15 protein-coding genes are annotated in these 20,023 nt (G+C 55.4%); 10 read left to right on the forward strand and 5 right to left on the reverse strand.

What is annotated here, in order from left to right; translation table 11 throughout:
* Positions 1 to 22 precede the first annotated feature (22 nt).
* The 3 genes from VVR27_RS09820 to VVR27_RS09830 form a co-directional block, all read right to left on the reverse strand.
* On the reverse strand, positions 23 to 787 hold the full coding sequence (locus tag VVR27_RS09820; protein WP_368548172.1) for a hypothetical protein: 765 nt from the start codon (positions 785 to 787) through the stop codon (positions 23 to 25).
* Entirely contained in the window at positions 784 to 1,917 is a 1,134-nt protein-coding gene (locus VVR27_RS09825) for a DUF262 domain-containing protein (RefSeq protein ID WP_368548173.1), read from the reverse strand. The genes VVR27_RS09820 and VVR27_RS09825 overlap by 4 nt, the downstream gene beginning before the upstream one ends.
* A gap of 78 nt (positions 1,918 to 1,995) precedes the next feature.
* Positions 1,996 to 4,215 carry an NADP-dependent isocitrate dehydrogenase gene (locus VVR27_RS09830; protein WP_368548174.1) on the reverse strand — a complete coding sequence of 740 codons (2,220 nt, stop codon included), beginning with the start codon at positions 4,213 to 4,215 and terminating at the stop codon, positions 1,996 to 1,998.
* Positions 4,216 to 4,397: 182 nt separating this feature from the next.
* Here VVR27_RS09830 and VVR27_RS09835 point away from each other — a divergent pair, with 182 nt between their 5' ends.
* The 3 genes from VVR27_RS09835 (at position 4,398) to VVR27_RS09845 (ending at position 8,451) form a co-directional block, all read left to right on the forward strand.
* The gene (locus tag VVR27_RS09835) at positions 4,398 to 5,357 is read left to right on the forward strand and encodes a TIGR00730 family Rossman fold protein (RefSeq protein WP_368548175.1); all 960 of its coding nucleotides are present in this window, start codon (positions 4,398 to 4,400) and stop codon (positions 5,355 to 5,357) included.
* Positions 5,358 to 5,509: 152 nt separating this feature from the next.
* Complete coding sequence (locus tag VVR27_RS09840; RefSeq protein ID WP_368548176.1) at positions 5,510 to 6,397, forward strand: VOC family protein; 888 nt, start codon at positions 5,510 to 5,512, stop codon at positions 6,395 to 6,397.
* Between the two features lie 53 nt (positions 6,398 to 6,450).
* Positions 6,451 to 8,451: a prolyl oligopeptidase family serine peptidase gene (locus VVR27_RS09845; protein WP_368548177.1), complete on the forward strand. Its 2,001-nt coding sequence runs from the start codon at positions 6,451 to 6,453 to the stop codon at positions 8,449 to 8,451.
* On the opposite strand, the gene VVR27_RS09850 is transcribed toward VVR27_RS09845, so the two are convergent.
* The gene (locus VVR27_RS09850; protein ID WP_368548178.1) at positions 8,448 to 8,873 is read right to left on the reverse strand and encodes a hypothetical protein; all 426 of its coding nucleotides are present in this window, start codon (positions 8,871 to 8,873) and stop codon (positions 8,448 to 8,450) included. The two genes, VVR27_RS09845 and VVR27_RS09850, sit on opposite strands and share 4 nt — an antisense overlap.
* 50 nt (positions 8,874 to 8,923) lie before the next feature.
* Between VVR27_RS09850 and VVR27_RS09855 the strand changes: the two genes are divergently transcribed.
* From VVR27_RS09855 to VVR27_RS09875, 5 genes are all read left to right on the forward strand, one after another.
* Complete coding sequence (locus VVR27_RS09855; protein WP_368548179.1) at positions 8,924 to 9,604, forward strand: pyroglutamyl-peptidase I; 681 nt, start codon at positions 8,924 to 8,926, stop codon at positions 9,602 to 9,604.
* Positions 9,605 to 9,862: 258 nt separating this feature from the next.
* On the forward strand, positions 9,863 to 10,924 hold the full coding sequence (locus VVR27_RS09860) for an ABC transporter ATP-binding protein (protein ID WP_368548181.1): 1,062 nt from the start codon (positions 9,863 to 9,865) through the stop codon (positions 10,922 to 10,924).
* The gene (locus tag VVR27_RS09865) at positions 10,921 to 11,595 is read left to right on the forward strand and encodes an ABC transporter permease (RefSeq protein WP_368548182.1); all 675 of its coding nucleotides are present in this window, start codon (positions 10,921 to 10,923) and stop codon (positions 11,593 to 11,595) included. The genes VVR27_RS09860 and VVR27_RS09865 overlap by 4 nt, the downstream gene beginning before the upstream one ends.
* On the forward strand, positions 11,592 to 12,251 hold the full coding sequence (locus VVR27_RS09870; RefSeq protein ID WP_237202142.1) for an ABC transporter permease: 660 nt from the start codon (positions 11,592 to 11,594) through the stop codon (positions 12,249 to 12,251). Before VVR27_RS09865 ends, VVR27_RS09870 begins: the two co-directional genes overlap by 4 nt.
* A 9-nt stretch (positions 12,252 to 12,260) precedes the next feature.
* A complete protein-coding gene (locus tag VVR27_RS09875) occupies positions 12,261 to 13,196 on the forward strand; it encodes an ABC transporter substrate-binding protein (protein WP_368548184.1) in 936 nt (311 codons plus the stop codon).
* Positions 13,197 to 13,275: 79 nt separating this feature from the next.
* On the opposite strand, the gene pgi is transcribed toward VVR27_RS09875, so the two are convergent.
* Positions 13,276 to 14,955 carry a glucose-6-phosphate isomerase gene (gene pgi, locus VVR27_RS09880; RefSeq protein ID WP_368548185.1) on the reverse strand — a complete coding sequence of 560 codons (1,680 nt, stop codon included), beginning with the start codon at positions 14,953 to 14,955 and terminating at the stop codon, positions 13,276 to 13,278.
* A 251-nt stretch (positions 14,956 to 15,206) separates the two neighbouring features.
* Here pgi and VVR27_RS09885 point away from each other — a divergent pair, with 251 nt between their 5' ends.
* On the forward strand, positions 15,207 to 17,078 hold the full coding sequence (locus VVR27_RS09885) for a BCCT family transporter (RefSeq protein WP_368548186.1): 1,872 nt from the start codon (positions 15,207 to 15,209) through the stop codon (positions 17,076 to 17,078).
* A 232-nt stretch (positions 17,079 to 17,310) separates the two neighbouring features.
* Entirely contained in the window at positions 17,311 to 19,224 is a 1,914-nt protein-coding gene (gene typA / locus VVR27_RS09890) for a translational GTPase TypA (RefSeq protein ID WP_368548187.1), read from the forward strand.
* The last annotated feature ends 799 nt before the right edge of the window (positions 19,225 to 20,023 follow it).

The following is a 20,023-nucleotide window of genomic DNA, read 5'->3' on the forward strand; positions in this document are numbered from 1 at the left end:
TGCAGTTAAATTCTATGAGTGATTATTTAATAATTTTACGAAAATGGAGCTGTGTGTGGAATCGTATAAAATCAGCCTCGAATGGGTTGCTTATAAGATTATAATTCCCATTGATGTCACAGATTCTATTTAACCCTGAAGCATAAAGGTTGAGGGCGTACGGGATTTCAAAAGAATGCCAAACAATTAGTGCTAATAATTCTTCAGAGAAACTGATTCCAGAATTGCCATGAGAAATTGAGTTTCTCAAGTCAACTTGAAATTTAATAACATCAGGATTTAGTGATGTATTATTAATTAAGGATGTGTAATCTTCAGAACATTTAGATGAGATGTAGGTTAGGCACTCTTTGATTCGAGAATTGGATGGATTGGCACCGTAAGGTATCGTTGACTTAATGGCATCCGACCAAGCTGTTTTAATTTTACCGTGATCTTCACTTTTAAATCCTTTTGAATTATTGGACTTCTCAACAAATTCTTCTATGTCTTCAAAATTTGGAAACTCTTTTTTTAGACGGGTTATAGAGCAATCGCGTAGGGCAGACTCCACATTGGAGGAAGCTTGTACAATTATATTCTGCTGCATTTTTGATGTCATCCATGATTCAAGTGACATGGGTCTAACATTTTCTTTAGCTTTAATCCATTGAGGATAAAATCTAATAGACTCAATTAAGGCATCCCAAGTTACAACAGAATTTGATATGTTATCTAGTCGGATAGGGGAATATGTATCAACCAGTTTTTGCAAAACTTCAACAAGCGAAAATTCTGAAGGTATCATTCGCCAAATACCTCTATTGCAGCTCTCATTCTTTGGCTGATAAAGAATTTATCTGAACCATTTCGGCTGACTGCTTGCCAATCAAGTTCATCTGAAAAAATGTGTAATCTTGACAGCAGTTCTTCTGCTCCAATTTCAGATTTCTCGATACGTTTCATGAGTCCTACATACAGAGAGTCTACATATGAGATACTATGTTCTCGCGCCCATCCTTTATCGAGGTAAGCTTGGCGAATAAGAGATGTTACTCTGAGGAATAGCTGTTTGGCGTTTTCTAATTCATGACTGGGGTTATCTGCATAGCGATGTTTCTCATAAAAGTCATTAATGAACTCCTTCATTGGAGCTGAATAGTTTTCCCAATTAAAGTACAAGGCTAATATTCTAGAAATTATTTCGTGATCATGTGCATTGACGTCATACTTTCCGTATAGATGTCTCCAATCTGAGGTGTTATTGATTTCCTCAATAAATCCTACAATTCTGCCCGCAAATGTAGCTATTCTAATTTGATGTGGGGTAAGTTTTGTTCCGCCAGAGTTGATTCTTTCAAAAATCTGATAGATTGTACTTAAATCACCGGGCTCAGGGACTGTTCGAACTATTGTTGTTGTAATACCAGTGTTTCTAAATTTCCTTTGTTGTTCAGATGATAGGTCTTCGTAAGACTTACCGGAAAATTCATCTGAAACATATTTTAAAACAAAAGGAGAATTTACGGTTTCGCCGTTATCTTGATTTCTCCTTTGGATCCTTCCTTCCTTAAAGAACCTCAATGTAGTAAGGCGCTGTTGACCGTCAAGGACAAGTAATCTATTATCGCTTTGCTCGACCAAAAATATCCCAGGAACTGGAAAGCCCACCAGAATAGATTCAATGAACCTGTCCATTTGTTGCTTTTTCCAGACAAATTCCCTTTGAAAGCCCTCTGTTTCAAGTTCTTCAGTGTTGCTTCTGAACTGTGGTACAACTAGGTCACCGTCTTGGAGCCTGCGAATTAATCCGTCGATATCATACACCTGAGTCGCATATCTGACAGATTCTAGTTCTTTATCAATATTTTCATTAATAAATTCTTCATCGGTTATCTCGTCTGTTTGGAAATTATTGAACTGTAGTTGGTTTTCCATATATATTTTTCCTTTTTCTGGAGGGAGAGGCGCATCAGCAAAATAATGCTGATGCGCCTTAACAATGAATTCGTTATTTTATGTCAGTGTTTCAAGAATGCCGTTGAACATCGCACTCGGACGCATCACGGCTTCGGCCAGTTCGTCGGAGGGCTTGTAGTAACCGCCCAGGTCCACGGGCTTACCCTGAACCTCCAGCAGCTCAGCCACAATAACCTCTTCCTTCTCACCCAGACCCTCAGCTAGCGGTGCGAAAGCCTCAGCCAGCTCTGCGTCCTCGGTCTGAGCAGCTAGCTCCTCAGCCCAGAACTTAGTCAGGTAGAAATGCGAACCGCGGTTATCGATCTCGCCCACCTTGCGTGACGGTGACTTGTTCTCGTTCAAGAAAGTGCCGGTCGCAGCATCCAAAGTGTTCGCCAGAACCTGCGCACGCGCATTGCCGGTGGTCTTTGCCAGATGCTCGAAAGAAGCCGCCAGTGCCAGGAATTCACCCAGTGAATCCCAACGCAGGTGATTTTCTTCCACCAGCTGCTGAACGTGCTTGGGCGCAGAACCGCCAGCGCCAGTCTCAAACAGACCGCCACCGTTGATCAGCGGAACAATGGAGAGCATTTTCGCGCTGGTGCCTAGTTCGAGGATGGGGAAGAGATCGGTCAGGTAGTCACGCAGAACGTTACCGGTCACCGAGATGGTGTCCTCACCTTTGCGGATGCGGTCAATGGAGAACTGGGTGGCAGCCTCGGGTGCCAGGATGCGGATGTCCAGGCCCTCGGTGTCGTGGTCACCCAGGTACTTGTTGACCTTAGCAATCAGATTTGCATCGTGAGCGCGCTTCTCGTCCAGCCAGAAAACGGCGGGAGTCTGAGAATCGCGGGCACGGGAGACAGCCAGCTTGACCCAGTCCTGCACGGGAATGTCCTTGGTCTGGCAGGCGCGCCAAATGTCGCCAGCCTTCACATCATGTTCAATGAGCACATCGCCGTTGGACGCAACAATCTGCACCTTACCGGCTGCATCTAGCTGGAAGGTCTTATCGTGTGAGCCGTACTCCTCAGCCTTCTGAGCCATCAAACCAACGTTGGGCACGGTGCCCATGGTGACGGGGTCAAAGGCGCCGTTCTTACGGCAGTCGTCAATAACGGTCTGGTAAACACCGGAGTAGCAGGAATCCGGCAGCACCGCCAGGGTGTCGGCCTGCTGGCCTTCCTTGCCCCACATCTGACCGGAGGTGCGGATCATTGCGGGCATGGAAGCGTCCACAATGACATCTGAGGGGACGTGCAGGTTGGTGATGCCCTTATCTGAGTTGACGTACGCCAGCTCGGGGCCTTCTGCCAGGCCCTTCTCAATGAGGTCGCGGACGTCCTGCTGGATGTCGGCGGGTAGGGTTTCGATACCGCTGATGATCGCTGCCAGACCGTTGTTGCCGTTGAGGCCGGCCTCCTCCAGTTGCTTACCGTACTTCTCAAAGAGCTCAGAGAAGTAGGCGCGTACCACCCGGCCAAAGAGGATGGGGTCAGAAACCTTCATCATGGTTGCCTTGAGGTGCACGGAGAAGAGCACGCCCTCAGCCTTGGCGCGGACGATCTGCTCAGCCAGGAAGGCATCCAGCTTGGCGACGTCCATAAAAGTGCCGTCAATGATTTCGCCATCCAAAACGGGCAGAGATTCCTTGAGAACGGTCACGGTGCCGTCTTCTGCCACGTGCTGAATCTTCAGAGTGTCATCACCAGAGATCACCACTGACTTTTCGTTGCTGAAGAAGTCGTTCTGACCCATGGTGGCCACGTTGGTCTTGGAGTCTGCGCTCCACGCACCCATGGAGTGAGGGTTCTTGCGCGCGTAGTTCTTGACCGATAGGGGAGCGCGGCGGTCAGAGTTACCCTCACGCAGCACAGGGTTAACGGCTGAACCCTTGACGCGGTCGTAGCGAGCGCGGACGTCCTTCTGCTCTTCGGTCTCAGCTTCATCAGGGTAGTCGGGGATGCCGTAACCCTGAGCCTGAAGCTCAGCAATAGCTGCCTTGAGCTGGGGCACGGACGCCGAGATGTTGGGTAGCTTGATGATATTAGCTTCGGGGGTCTTAGCGAGTTCGCCCAGTTCGGTTAGCGCATCTGCAACCTGCTGGTCAGCGGGCAGAATGTCGCTAAACTGTGCCAAAATGCGGCCGGCCAGCGAAATGTCGCGGGTCTCAACCTCAATACCGGCGGTAGCAGCGAAAGCCTCAACGATGGGTTTGAACGAGTAGGTGGCCAGCAGCGGCGCTTCGTCGGTGTGGGTGTAGATAATCTTTGCCATAGGGTGGTCTCCCTTGATCAGTTTTTAGGCAGGTACTGTTACTCAGAATACTATCTTGTGCCAACCCTCACATAATTTTACGAAGCGAGAAGTCTACGTGTTGAGAAGAGCTGAATTAGCTCTGCCGCAGGGCGCTTGTGGGGTGAGCTGGCTTGGCTCTTCTGGCCGGTACTCTAGAAAGCATGTCTGTTATCCGTGTTTCAGCAGTAGTTTTTGTGAGTGACGATATGGAGGTGCTGACCGTGCGCAAACGGGGCACCACCGGTTTTATGTTGCCCGGCGGCAAACCCGAACCGGGGGAAAGCTTCGAAGAGACAGCCGTACGCGAAGTCTATGAGGAGTTGGGGCTAAGGATTTCTGTTCCCGGCCTGCAAGAGATCGGCGTCTTTACCCAGCCTGCCCTCAATGAACCCGGAATGATGGTCGAAGCTCATGTCTATCTGGCGCCCATCGTTGATACCAGCTGGGGTAAGGTGCGCCCGCAGGCTGAAATTGAGCAGATCCGCTGGGTTCACCCCGTTGCAGGTAACCTAAAACACCAGGCACCGCTCAACACCGAGGCGGTCTTTCCTGCCCTGGTCGAGCAGTTTGAGGACTTCGATGTGCAGAAATCGCTGACCGTCTTTATGGGCTCGTCTCTGGGGAATAGCCCTGTCTTCTCGGTTGAAGCAAACCGGCTGGGGTTTGAAGCTGCCCAGCGCGGCGTCAGGTTGGTGTACGGAGGTGCGCAGATTGGGCTGATGGGGCAGATGGCAGATGCTGCTCTCTCTGCGGGAGGCGACGTGCTAGGTGTTATTCCCGAATTCATGGTTCCTCTAGAAAAAGCGCATCAGAACCTCACCGAGCTAGTGGTCGTGGAAACCATGCACGAGCGCAAGGCTCGTATGGCAGAGGAGGGGGATGCTTTCGTTGCTTTGCCCGGTGGCCCCGGAACCCTTGAAGAATTTTTTGAAACTTGGACCTGGTACTACCTCAACCAGCATAATAAGCCTCTCTATCTGCTGAATGTGGGCGGTTACTGGAACCCGCTGATTGAGGCGCTCAAATCGATGGCGGACGCTGGCTTTGTGGATAGCCGCTATTTTGAGGGTTTAACGGTGGTGCAGGATGTGGATCAGCTGTTTGCGGAGCTGGGCTGGTAGCGGGAGCCTGGGGTGTCACTCAAGAAGTCAGTTCGCCGGAAAGAAATTAACTTTTTGGGGGCTGCCCTTTTCTCTAGGGTGAGGGGTTGACGGTTACAATTTTCTAGGAAATACTTTACAAGTAAAGTAAATGTTTTTGAAAGGCCCCCGCCATGACTGAAGCCTCGCATGGAACTCACCTTCTGCCAGCAAATACCACCATGGGCACTGTCCGCCTGCGCGTCAAAGACCTAAAAGCTGTCTATGACTACTACACCCGCGGCGTAGGTCTAGTTGAACTGACTTCTGACCTACCCGGCGTCCACCTAGGTTTGGGCAATCAGGTGTTAGTGACCCTCGAGCATGACCCTTCCCTGCGCGCCCCTGCCCGCACTGAAGCCGGCCTTTTCCACGTCGCAATTCTCTTTGACACCCCGCAGGATCTCGCCAAGTCACTCATTCGAGGCTTGACCTCCTACCGCAACCGATATGTAGGTTCAGGCGACCACCTAGTTTCCCAGGCTTTCTATTTTGCTGATCCAGAGGGCAACGGAGTTGAACTCTACATTGACCGTCCCCGCGACCAGTGGCAGTGGTCCAACGGTGAGGTTGCTATGGATACTCTCCATATTGACCCCGTTGAATTTATTCGCCAACACCTGACCGATGAGCAGATCGCCTTGGCGGCAGAGACCCCCGCAGACTACGCAGGCACCGTGGGTCACGTGCACCTGCAGGTGGGGGATGTGGCTACTGCTCAACAGTTCTATGTTGATGCCCTGGGCTTTGAGCGCACTGCCGGGTTGGGTAACGCTGCGGTCTTTGTCTCTGCTGGTGGCTACCACCATCACATGGCCATGAATGTCTGGAATTCTCTGGGTGCCAGCCCTCGCCAAAACACCCTGGGCCTAGGAGTGGTGAATCTTCACCTACCGGGGGAGGGAGCGCTCGATACTCTGGCTGACCGCCTGAAATACAAGGGCATTGCTACCACTTTTGATGGGCAGTCGCTGAACTTCATGGACCCCTGGAATAATCAGCTGCGCGCTCACTCTGCTTGATGCGTAGCCGGTGGACATTGAGGCCAGCATCACTAGCGGGTAACTTGGTAGGCATGACAGAAACACCGCACAACACCGATTACCTGACCCAACTGATTGAACACCCCCGCATGGTCTCCCTGACCGCAGGCCGCGAGGGTAACCCTGTGCTGACCATCAATACCCTTAACAAGGACGGCGCCAAGTACCGCCCCCGCCTCTGGGCACTAGAAAAGAATACGGGTCACAGTGGGCGCACCTACCCGCTGACCGCACCCGACTCCGGGGCCAGCGTCCTCACCGTTACCGATAAAGGGATGCTCTACCTGAGTCTAGACAAAGACGTGGACGAGGCCGACTCCGAGAGCGTCAAGGGAGTCTACCGGCTGCCTGAGCAAGGCGAACCCGAACTGGTCTTTACGTACCCCGGCGGTATCGACTCCCTAGTGGTGCGCGAGCGCGAGCAGGGAACCCGCTATATCTTTAGCGCCAAAGCCCACCGCGGTAGCTTGGAAGAGCAGGCATCAACCCTGGACTCACGGAAGAAAACCGGCACCAGCGGGGTGCTCTACACCGAGTTCCCCACCCGTTACTGGGATCATGACTTGGGCACCGGCGTCCCCGCCCTCTTCGTCAAAGACGGTGACGGCGAACCTCGGCGCATAGAACTACCCGGCGGCCCCCGCGCTCAACTCAGCGGCTTCACTGTTTGCCCCACTGGCAAACTGGTGGCAGTCAGTGTGGAAACCAAAGAACGCGGTATTTACCAGCGCTCTAGCGTTTGGCTACTAGACCTGGACGGCGGCAAAGAGCCCCAGCAGATCGCAGCAGCAGACGGCACCCATGACTACGACCCCGGGAGCTTCAACCCCGGCGGTACCGGGCTAGAAATTTTGAAAGTACGCCGCTGGCAACCGGGCCAGTCCATTAAGCTCAACGCTCACTACTACGACCTAGCCAGCGCGAATCTCACCGAGTTGTCCAGCGATTTGGACCGCTGGTCCTCTCACCTGGTCTGGCTAACGGATACCGACTACGCCTTCGTCACCGATCACCTGGGGGCAACCGCTATCTTTACCGGTAGTATCGGCGGCAGCGAAACCCGCGCCCTGGTTGATGATGGCGCCAGCTACTTCTCCCACCTTGCCTACAACAGGGGGCAACTGGTGGCTCTGAAAAATAGTCACCAGCACTCTGCCTACCCGGTCAGTATTGACCCTGCCACCGGTGAGGTCACCCGCTTGGCCGCTCCCGCGGAGGAACTACGCGCTCCCGGGCGTCTGGAGCGTCTCACCAGTACCGCTGAGGATGGCACCCAGCTGACCAGCTTCCTGGCCCTGCCAGAAACCAACGATGAAAAGATTGACCCGCTGCCCCTGCTAGTCTTTGCCCACGGTGGGCCTTGGGGCTCCTGGAACTCCTGGAGCTACCGCTGGAACCCCTGGTACTTCACCCAGGTTGGTTACGCCGTGTTGATGCCAGACCCGGCAATCTCCACCGGCTACGGACAGAAGATGATTGACCGCGGTGGGGACGATTTGGGGGGCACCCCCTACCGGGACATCCTGCAGGTGGTCGAAGAAGTAGCTGACCGCCCCGATATTCAGGGCGATAATGTTGCTTTCTCTGGCGGATCCTACGGTGGGTTTATGACTAACTGGGTGGCTGGGCAGGCAGGCACCCGCTTCAAGTGCTACGTCACCCACGCGTCCATCTGGGATTACCAGGCTATGTACTTTGTCTCTGATAACGGTGCCTGGCACGAGTGGAAACTCAGCGATGGTGGGGAAGGCGATAGTATCTCACCGCGCCAGTTCGCTGCTACCATTGCTGCGCCCATGCTAGTCATTCACGGCGATAAGGACTACCGCGTGCCCATCGGCCAGGCACACCACCTCTGGGCTGATCTGCAGCACCACTCACCGGAGCTGGGGCACAAATACCTCTACTTCCCGGACGAGGGCCACTGGATTCTCAAGCCGGGTAACTCCCGTCTCTGGTATCAGGTCTTTGGCGCCTGGTTGGCGCAGCACCTGGGTGGGCAGGAGTTCCAGGCACCTGAACTGTTGGGCTAAAGCCCTTCTTTTGCATTGCGCCGGCGTTTAATCAGAGAAACCGTCGGCGCAATGTTGATTGCTAACCACAAGGGGTTAGTGATGACAAAAAGCATAAAGAGGGTGCGCACCAGTGAGGACGCATCAGCAGGGATCACGAAATGGTTCAGAAGCAAAGTGGTGCCGATATAGAGCACGGTGCCTACCACCACGTAAATCATGGCCCAGCGAAACTCAGAAGCGGACGCCGTGCCACGGTCATTCCAGTAATGACGGTAAAAAAGCCGAACAGCGCGCCCAAAACCTACCTCTTCAGCAAAGGCAGGCGTGCGGCGCTCGTCGGCCAGCTCGTCCTCAGTGAAACCGCCTGCGGCAAGAGCATCGGGGGTATCGTCACTCAGGGTCTCATAGACGAAGCTGGGGGTAGGATTTTTCTCAGACATACTCACCAGCCTACCCAAACCAGCCCCATAAATCATACGGAAAGATAGAGATGGCCACGCTACTGCTCACCTATTTCGGTGCCTTTGAAGGGGTGCCCTACAATCCCACCCGGGTAGTTGCCCGCCGGGCTGCTGACCTGCTTGCCGTCAGCGCCCCAGATTTGACGGTGCATCTTAAGGAGCTACCGGTTGAATTTGCCGGTTCTAGCCGGGTGCTCAGCGAAGCCTTAGATGAATATGAGCCCGATATTGCTATCAGCCTCGGTGTGGCGGCTGGGCGGGAGAAGGTCAGCCTAGAACGAGTGGCTATCAATCTAGATGCAGCGCGCATCGCCGATAACGCCGGTGCCCAGCTCACCGATACTCCTATCCGGCCCGATGGGCCGGACGCCTACTTTTCTGCTCTGCCCACCCGCACCATTTATGAGGAACTGAGCAGAACCGGGCTGCCGGTAGAACTGTCCTATACAGCCGGGACTTTCGTCTGCAACCACATCTTTTACGAGTTGATGCACGCTACCCAGGGCAGTATTCCAGCTGGCTTCATCCATATTCCGCTCTCTCACCCCGATCATGCATCAGAAACCCTCAAGCAGGACGCCGGCGAGCTCATCCGCGCTCACGCTGATACTGGTGGAGTAGAAAGCGGCGAGCTACCCACTCTCGCCGAGGGGCAGCTCGCTGGCATGATTGAGCAGTCAGCGCTCATCACCGCGAAGGAAGCGAAGTAGAGTGCCACACCATGGCGATGGCTTCTATTGATAATCTTTGATTCAATATCGGCAGGTTCGACACCCTACTTGCTATTTTGCTGTTACTCTCAGCCCAAGGCATCTATCTCCTTGCCGGGCCCCTGGCCGGATTGTTGATGGGGGCAGGGGCCGAAGGCAAAGAAGGGAACTATGTCATCTAGAAAACTCCAGAACGTTACCAGCCCACAGATCCATCCAACTGATCCCCAACCTTCACCAACCGATAAGGCGGCTTTCATGCCTATACCTCCCGCTATCGAATTCAAGAACGTCACCAAGACCTATGGTGAGAACACCGTGGTCGATGATCTCAGCCTGAGCGTCCCTGCAGGAAAAATTACCGTCTTCGTGGGGCCGTCAGGTTGCGGTAAAACTACCTCCCTACGCATGATTAATCGCATGGTGGAGCACACCAGAGGCGAGATTCTGGTGGACGGCCAGCCCAACACTGGATGCCCCGCGCACGAGCTGCGGCGGTCTATCGGCTACGTGCTGCAGCAGGCAGGGCTGATGCCCCACCGCACCATCGTCGATAACATCGCTACCGTTCCTGTGCTCAAAGGGGTCTCTACCAAAGAAGCTCGTGCCCAGGCACTAGAGCTATTGGAGAGGGTGGGGTTGGACCGGTCCTTCGCGAAACGTTACCCCGCCCAGCTATCGGGCGGTCAGGCTCAGCGTGTGGGCGTGGCCCGAGCCCTGGCCTCCGGCTCTTCAATTTTGTTAATGGACGAGCCCTTCAGCGCCGTTGACCCGGTGGTGCGCAGCGATTTGCAAAATGAGCTGCTACGTCTGCAACGTGAGCTGGGGGTGACCGTCATCTTTGTTACCCACGATATCGACGAAGCCATCACCCTGGGTGACCAGCTAGCAGTTTTTGCTCGCGGCGGGCGTATTGCCCAGTTTGGCACACCCGAAGAAATCCTGCGTCAGCCTGCCGATGATTTCGTGGCCTCCTTCGTGGGCCGCGACCGTGGTATGCGTCGCCTGACTTTTGCCTCAGCATCCGATGTCACCATTCACTCCCTTCACGCTCTAGAGACCCCGTGGCAGAACTGGCAGCTGAAGGTTGAGGACGGTAAACCCGCTGGCTGGCTCTTGGACGGGCGATTGATCCCCGGCGGCTCCCTCTACCGCGAAGGAGCTAGCCTGCGCGATGCCCTGGACTCGGTACTGTCTTCACCTTCAGGTTGGGGTGTTGCTGTGGATCATAAGGGCAAACTGCTGGGCCTGCTTAAATCCGATGACGTTCTGGACGCTACGGAAACCGAACGCCAGCGTCGATACGGAGTTGGCGCGTGAACTGGCTGTCTTCTAACCTCGACTACGTAGCGCAGCTAACGGCTCTCCATTTACTGCAGGCGCTCATCCCGCTGGTGGCTGGCACACTGCTTGCCCTGCCCTTGGCCCGCCTGGCGGTAGGACGCCGCCGCGACGGCCGTTCCACAGAACTGAGTACGACCGGGGGCAAGGTGCGCAGGGCTACAGTTATTAACTCTGCTGCCCTGCTCTACACCATCCCTTCGCTGGCACTTTTTGTACTCATGCCCCTGATCCTGGGCACCTCGATAACCTCCCTGCTCAACGTTTACGTGGCGCTCTCGCTCTATGTGCTGGCCATGATGGTGCGCAGCGCCGTTGACGCCTTCGAATCCGTCTCGCCCATCACCCTAGAGGCCGCTACAGCGATGGGCTACACCCCGGTCAGGCGTTTCTGGATGGTTGAACTGCCTCTGGCTATCCCCGTCATGGTCGCCGGTCTGCGGGTGGCTCTGGTCTCTAATATCTCCATGGTATCGGTGGGTGCCGTTATTGGCATTCAGTCCCTGGGCACTCTCTTCACCGACGGTTTACGCCGCAACATCCCCGCTGAAATTATCGTGGGCATCATTGGCACCGTCCTGCTCGCCCTCGTCCTAGACCGAGTGCTCGCAGCCCTAGGCGCCTGGAATACTCGCTGGAGGAAAGCATGAATATCTTTGAAAGCACCGCAGCCTGGTTTACTGCTGAGGGCACCTGGGCAGGTGCCGGCGGTATCATCCAGCGCACCACAGAACACTTGGGGTACTCTGCGCTGGTGATCATCCTTGCAGCCCTCATCGCTTTTCCCCTGGGTCTCTTAGTGGGTCACACCGGTAAAGGCGAAAACCTGGTGGTTGCGCTCACCGGTGCCCTGCGTGCCCTGCCCACCCTGGGCCTTCTGACCCTGTTTGCTCTCTGGCTGGGGTTGGGGCTCACGGCTCCCATCGCAGCGCTCGTCATTCTTGCCATCTCACCTTTACTGGCAGGGGTTTACGCCGGAATTGCAGCAGTAGATCCAATCACCGTGGACGCCGCTCGTGCCCAGGGAATGACCGAATGGCAGATCTTGAGTCGGGTAGAAATTCCCCTAGCCCTGCCCCTCATCTTCGGCGGAATCCGTAACGCCGCTTTACAGGTGATTGCTACCGTCACCATCGTTGCCTATATCAACCTGGGTGGTCTGGGTCGTTTCCTCATTGACGGGTTAGCCGTGCGCGACTACTCCCGTATGGTGGGCGCGGTTCTTCTGGTCGCTGCCCTCGCCCTGCTGGTAGATCTCCTGCTCGCAGGTCTACAACGCCTCACGACTCCCGCCGGAACATCCTAGGACACCCTCATGAACATTTCTTTGAACACCACTTCCCTGAACCGACGCCGGTTCCTTGGCGTCCTGGGCGTCGGGGCAAGCGTCAGCGCCCTGACCGCCTGCGGCATCTCCGGGGAAACAGCCTTCGGGACCGGTGCCCAGGGCGGGCCCATCATCGTTGGGTCAGCCGACTTTCCCGAATCCCAAATCATCGCCGAAATCTACGCGGCGGCTCTCAACCAGCGGGGCATATCAGCTGAAACCCGCCCCGCTATAGGCGCCCGAGAAGCCTACATCGGTGCCCTGCAAGAAGGGTCGGTGGGCGTGGTCCCTGACTACTCCGGTAATCTTCTGCTCTACTTCGATGCCCAAAGCACCGCGGTCACCGCTGAAGAGATTATTGCTGCCCTGCCCCAAGCACTGGGTGAGACCTTAGCTGCCCTGAAACCCTCAACCGCGGAGAACAAAGACTCCATGGTGATTACCTCCCAGACCGCGGAGGAGTTGGGCTTGCGTAGCTTGGATGACTTATCAGAACACAACCGTCAACTGGTGCTAGGTGCACCCCCAGAATTCGCAGAGCGAGGCTACGGGCTGCCCGGGCTAGAAAAAAACTACGGTTTCACCCCGCAATCTTTTGAGCCCATCAACGATGGTGGCGGCCCCCTGACCGTCAAGGCACTGCTGGATGACCAGGTGCAAATCGTTGATCTCTTCTCCACCGACCCAGCCATCATCGCCAACGACCTGGTCGTGCTAGAAGACCCCAAGAACAACTTCCTGCCCCAGCAGGTACTGCCAGTCATCAACGGCGAGCTTGTCTCATATGCCGCAGCGCAGGTGCTGAATGAGGTCTCAGCGGTACTCACCACCGAGGATTTGATTGCGCTCAACACCCGCGTTTCGGGCGAAGAAAAGGCTAACCCGGCCACCGCCGCCCAGGATTGGGTTGCCGAAAAGCTCTAGACACGCACTGCTAGACAAAAGGTGCCCGGTTCTTGCGAACCGGGCACCTTTTTAGGTTTAGCTACCTGTGACTGAGCGTTTACTTGCGGTTGTTCAGGTAGAACTCAATCAGACCCTTGGTGGAGGAGTCCTGCTGAGCTAAGACCTCGCGGTCACCGCCCACAGCGGGTGCCAGCTGCAGGGCGAGCTGCTTGCCCAGCTCTACGCCCCACTGGTCGAAGGAGTCGATGCCCCAGACGGTGCCCTGCACGAAAGTGATGTGCTCGTAGAGGGCAATGAGCTGGCCCAGAACTGAGGGGGTCAGCTGAGATGCCATGATGGAGGTGGTGGGGCGGTCGCCAGAGAAGACACGTGCGGGTACGATCTCTTCGGCGGTTCCTTCTGCTCGTACCTCCTCAGCGGTCTTACCAAAAGCTAGTGCCTTGGTCTGAGCGAAGAAATTAGCCAGGAAGAGCTCGTGAACATCCTGCTCACCGTCCTTGGTGGAGTGCACCGGGTTGGCGAAGGCAATGAAGTCAGCGGGGATGAGGCGGGTACCCTGGTGAATCAGCTGGTAGAAGGCGTGCTGGCCGTTGGTGCCAGGTTCACCCCAGAAAACCTCACCGGTCTCGGTGGTGACGGGGGTGCCATCCGCGCGTACCGACTTACCGTTGGATTCCATGGTCAGCTGCTGCAGGTAGGCGGGGAAACGATGCAGGTACTGATCGTAGGGTAGGACGGCGTGGGTTTCAGCGCCCAAGAAGTTAACGTTCCAGATGTTCAGCAGACCCATGAGAGCAGGGACATTCTCTGCCAGGGGAGCGGTACGGAAGTGCTCATCCATAGCATGGAAGCCAGCCAGGAACTGTTCAAAAACATCGGGGCCCAGCACGATCGCCAGGGGAGTGCCGATAGCTGAGTCAACGGAGTAGCGGCCGCCCACCCAGTTCCAGAAACCAAAAGCGTTCTCGGGGTCAATACCGAAATCAGCGACCTTATCCAGGGCGGTAGAGACGGCGACGAAGTGGGCTGCAACGGCGTCCTTCTCCTCCTTACCTTCCAGCGCACCGGCTTCGCGCAGGTTGGTCAGCAACCACTCGCGGCAGACACGTGCGTTGGTCAGGGTCTCCAGAGTGCCAAAGGTCTTGGAAGCAACGATGAAGAGGGTGGTTTCTGGGTCCAGGTCAGCCACGGTCTCAGCGGCGTCGGTGGGGTCAATATTGGAGATGAAACGAGCGGTCAAGCCGGGCTGAGCGTAAGGCTTGAGAGCTTCGTAGACCATGACCGGGCCCAAGTCAGAGCCGCCAATCCCGATATTAACCACGGTTTCAATCTGCTGGCCGGTGATGCCAGTCCACTCACCTGAACGTACACGGTCCGCGAAGTCGTAGACCTTAGCAAGAACCTCGTGGACGTCCTCATCCACGTTCTGACCGTCCACGATCAGCGGGGGCTGGGCATCAGCAGGGCGGCGCAGTGCCGTGTGCAGGACGGCGCGGTCCTCGGTGGTGTTGATGTGCTCACCGGCAAACATGGCAGCCCTGCGGTCTTCTAAATTAACTTCGCCTGCCAGCTTCATCAGCAGGTCAAGTGTTTCATCAGTAATGAGGTTCTTGGAAAGATCAACGTGCAAATCTGCGGCGGTGAAGCTGAGCTTACTGGCGCGCTGGGCGTCCTGCTCAAACCAGGTGCGTAGGTTGGCATCCAAACCCTGGCTGTGAGCGTCCAGTGCCTTCCACGCGGTGGTGGTGACGGGGTCAACGATGGTGTTAACAGACATGTGCCTGCATCTCCCTTGCTGTTATGGGGTACTTATTTCCATCTTATGTTGGATTGGTGGGATTTTGATGTTCTTCGTGTGGTTTTTTGTGGTTTTGACGGTAAATTCTAGCCAGAAATTATCAGTAGTGTTATGGTTGGTGCCAGTGTGTGCCTCAACCTCGAGACCTAAGCCAAGGGGCAGGGGAGGGCACTTTTTAATGTGTAAAGACGACGACAAACATACAGACTGCATACTAAAGGAATAGATACATGACTACTTCTCAGAACCAAACCCCGCCCGGTGCGGGCGTAGACCTGCGGAAGGGAGGCCTGAGTAAAGAGCAGCGTCAAAATATGCGTGAGGGCAATCTTGCTCCCAAGGTTTTCTGGCCCGCCGCAGCCATCATGGTGCTTTTCGTTGGTCTGACTATAGCCTTCCCTCAACGTGCAAAATCAATTTTTGACGCCCTGCAGACGGACGTCATCAACTACTTTGGTTGGTACTACGTTGCCATCGTCGCCTTCTTCGTGGTTTTTGCCCTCTACTTAGGGTTCTCCCGCATGGGTGACATCAAACTGGGTGATGATGACGACGAGCCTGCCTACACCTTCACCACATGGTTTGCTTTTCTCTTCGCTGCTGGTATGGGCATCGGCCTGGTCTTCTACGGCGCGACCGAACCGCTGATGCACTATGTTGACCCCCGCCCCGGTGTAGAAGGCGGCAGTAGAGAGCAGATAGCGCAGGCGGCCATGAGCCAGTCCTTCCTGCACTGGGGACTACACCCCTGGGCTATCTACGTAATTGTGGGCCTTGCGATTGCCTACTCAGCTCACCGCCTCAAACAGCCCCTCTCTATTCGTTACTCCCTCAAGCCGCTGCTGGGCGACCGTGTCACCGGCAACTGGGGTAACCTCATTGATATTGTTGCCCTGGTGGGCACCCTCTTCGGTGTCGCCACCTCTCTTGGGCTGGGCGTGATGCAGATTGCAGCGGGTCTTGGCTACCTCAACATTCCGGCTGAGGGTAACCTCTGGCTAATTGGCATCATCCTGGTGCTCATGGGAATCACCCTCTTCTCAGTAGTCACCGGCCTGGAGAAGGGCATGAAGTGGCTCTCAAACGGCAACCTGATTCTGGCGGCTATCGTCTGTATCTTTGTGTTGCTGGTCGGCCCCACCCTCTTCATCTTCCGCGAGTTCATCGGTTCCCTCGGTCACTACCTACAAAATATTGTGGCCATGACCTTCGAAACCCTGGCCCTTTACGGCGTGGACGGCGAACAGTTCCAGGCTGCCTGGACCACCTTCTACTGGGGCTGGTGGATCTCCTGGTCGCCCTTCGTGGGCATGTTCATCGCCCGCGTCTCCAAGGGACGCTCCGTGCGTGAGTTCGTCACCGGCGTCCTGCTGGTCCCTGCCCTAACCTCCTTCTTCTGGTTCTCTGTGCTCGGCGGCACCGCCTTGCACCAGGAGCTCTTCAGTGGCGAGACCCTCAGGAATGCTGACGGCAGCGTCTCCGCTGAGCACGCTCTCTTTGAGATGTTCAGCAACCTGCCCGGCGGTGTTGTTCTAACCGTTGGTGCAGTCTTGCTGATTACCGTCTTCTTTGTGACCTCGGCTGACTCAGGCGCTCTGGTGTTGGGTATGCTGTCCACCAACGGCTCACCCGAGCCCAAGACCTGGATCCGTGTCTTCTGGGTCTGCGTAGCTGCAGTAACCTCTATCTCCCTGATTATTGTGGGTGGTAGCGAAGCGCTCTCCGCCATTCAGACCATCGCGATTCTGACCGCTCTGCCCTTCTCAGTTGTCATCATCCTGATGTGTATCTCGCTCTATAAGGCACTAAGCGTTGAGCACCGCCTCTTTGTGCGCGCTCAGCGACGCAACGCCCGCGAAGAGCTGATGGACTCCGTGGCTGACCGCGTGGATGAGCACCTTGATAGCCACTTCGATGCAGCCCTCGACAAGGCCGTAGAAGCTAAGGTTGAAGAAGCGGTTGAAGAAGCGGTTGAGAAGGCAGTAGATGAGGTCAACGTTCAGATCTCAGCGAACACAGCAGCAATCGATCAGATTCGTACTTCCACCGGTGCGATCCCCGTCGTTACTCCTAAGACACAGGAAAAGCCCTGGGATAAGTAACCCACCTCATTAAAATGAGTTATTGTGGCGGCGTCCTTTTCTACTCACTTGTACCTCAAGTAGTCAGAAAGGGGCGCCGCACCTCTATAAACATGTGTTCCACGTGATAGTTCCACTTGAACCGTGGGGCGGTATACTCAGAACGAAAGCCCAAAAGCACCCGGCTCTCTTTAATGAGCGTTCGGTGCGCTCCGGCGTCCTTTTACCCTAGATAAAGCGAGATATTTTACGCATGTCTGAAACTCAGAACACCGCTTCACGTAGCGACCTTCGCAACGTGGCAATCGTGGCTCACGTTGACCACGGCAAGACCACCATCGTTGATGCGATGCTCAAGCAGACCAACGCCTTCTCAACCCACGGCGACGTTGAAGATCGAGTCATGGACTCCGGTGACCTTGAAAAAGAAAAGGGCATCACCATTTTGGCCAAGAACACCACCGTGTTCTACTCAGGCCCCGCAGCTAACGGTGAGACCATCACTATTAACGTGATTGATACCCCCGGCCACGCCGATTTCGGTGGCGAGGTTGAGCGCGGCCTGTCTATGGTAGACGGCGTTGTTCTGCTGGTGGACGCTTCAGAAGGCCCCCTGCCCCAGACCCGCTTCGTTCTGCGCAAGGCACTTGCAGCTAAGCTGCCCGTCATCCTGGTTGTTAACAAGGTTGACCGCCCCGATGCGCGTATCGATGAGGTTGTTGGCGAGTCAATGGACCTGCTGCTGGGTCTTGCTGGCGACCTGGCGGACGAGGTTCCCGACCTAGACATTGACGCCCTGCTCAACGTGCCCGTTGTCTACGCTTCCGGTAAAGCTGGCGCTGCTTCACTGAACCAGCCCGCTGACGGCGCACTGCCCGATAACGAAGATCTGGAACCCCTCTTCCAGACCATTCTTGAGCACGTCCCTGCCCCCACCTACAACCCCGATGAGGTTCTACAGGCACACGTTACTAACCTTGACTCCTCACCCTTCCTGGGTCGCCTGGCGCTGCTGCGTATCTTTAACGGCACCCTGAAGAAGGGTCAGACCGTTGCTTGGGTACGCCAGGACGGTCAGACCAAGAACGTACGTATCTCAGAACTTCTTGCTACCAAGGCGCTGGAGCGCGTTCCCGCTGAATCAGCTGGCCCCGGTGAAATCGTGGCTGTTGCCGGTATCGAGGACATCACCATCGGTGAAACCTTGACCGACTCAGAGAACCCCAAGCCCCTGCCCCTGATCAAGGTTGATGACCCCGCAATCTCCATGACCATCGGTATCAACACCTCACCTTTGGCCGGTAAGGTCAAGGGCGCTAAGGTAACCGCGCGTCAGGTCAAGGACCGCCTTGATAAGGAACTGATCGGTAACGTATCCCTCAAGGTTCTTCCCACCCAGCGTCCTGACGCCTGGGAAGTGCAGGGCCGTGGCGAGCTCGCCCTGGCGATCTTGGTTGAGCAGATGCGCCGCGAAGGCTTCGAGCTGACCGTCGGCAAGCCCCAGGTTGTGACCAAGGTTGTGGATGGCAAGGTTCACGAGCCTATGGAACACATGATTATCGATGTTCCCGAGGAATTCCTGGGCGCAGTTACCCAGCTCATGGCAGCTCGTAAGGGCCGCATGGAGAACATGGCAAACAATGGCACCGGCTGGGTCCGCATGGAATTCGCTGTTCCTGCTCGTGGCCTGATTGGTTTCCGCACCCAGTTCCTCACCGAGACCCGCGGTGCTGGTATCTCTAGCTCCTACGCCACCGGCTACGAGCCCTGGACTGGCACCATCGAGTACCGCACCAATGGCTCCATGATTGCCGACCGCGCAGGTGTTGTGACCCCCTACGCCATGATCAACCTACAGGAACGCGGAGCCTTCTTCGTAGAACCCACCACCGAGGTTTACGAGGGTATGATTGTTGGCGAGAACTCCCGTGCGGATGACATGGAAGTTAACATCACCAAGGAAAAGAAGCTCACCAACATGCGTTCGGCATCGGCTGATAACTTCGAAAACCTGACCCCTCCCCGCAAGCTGACCCTCGAAGAGTCCCTCGAATTTGCCCGTGAAGACGAGTGCGTTGAGGTGACCCCCGAGGCAATCCGCATCCGCAAGGTCGTGCTGGACGCCAACGAGCGCGTCCGCGAGGCACGTAAGCGCGCACGCGCCTAGCTCTAGCTAGTACCCAAAAGGCAGGGCACCAACAAAGGTTGGTGCCCTGCCTTTTGCTGTATCTGCTTTACCAGATAAGTGGTGGGCTTGTTAGACCAGCTTGTTAGCCCAGCCGTTGTCCTTGGTTAGGGTAATTGCAGAACCGGTGCGGGAGGTTAGCGTGATTGTCTGGGTGTAATGGTAAGTATAGGTCGGCAGCGTGCTACCTGACTGGCAAGAAGAGATAAAGCTGAAGTTGCTGGATGAGGGTTGAGCCCAGCTTGTTCCAGAATAGGTGAGGGGGCAAGTGTATGTTGACCGGTATTCCCTGAAGGTATACCCGCTAACAACCGTGTTATTGCCGGTCGCTGTCGGGACTGTCCAGCAGGTGGAGGTCCCTGAGACACGTGAAAAGGTTGTACCGGATTGCACAGGAAACCAGTAGTTTGCCACCAGGTTACTCAACGTGTAACCCGTGGGTATGTTATCGACCTTAACGAAAGTCGAAGAGTTTTGGGAAATCTGAATTTGTAATCGGCCACTGCAGCTGTAGGCGGGTACTGTAGCGCTAGCGCCGGTAGCTCTTCCGAACTGTGTGCTGCTGGTGATAGTCGGCTTGGGAGAGGCCGCGTAAGCAGGTATGGAAGCGCTGGCGAGTACGACTGGAACAGCCCAGGCTGATCCTTTAGTTAGGGTGTGGCGAGATAGGGGAGAGCGCGTTTCGCTCATAGGTCCTCCACATAAAAAGGGCTATGTGCCTAAACTTCAGGCTGAGCATATTAAAAGACAGAAAATCAAAAGCTGTATTAAAAATACTTTT

This window comes from Rothia sp. LK2492 (assembly GCF_040946345.1).
GTDB classification, from domain to species: Bacteria; Actinomycetota; Actinomycetes; order Actinomycetales; family Micrococcaceae; genus Rothia; species Rothia endophytica.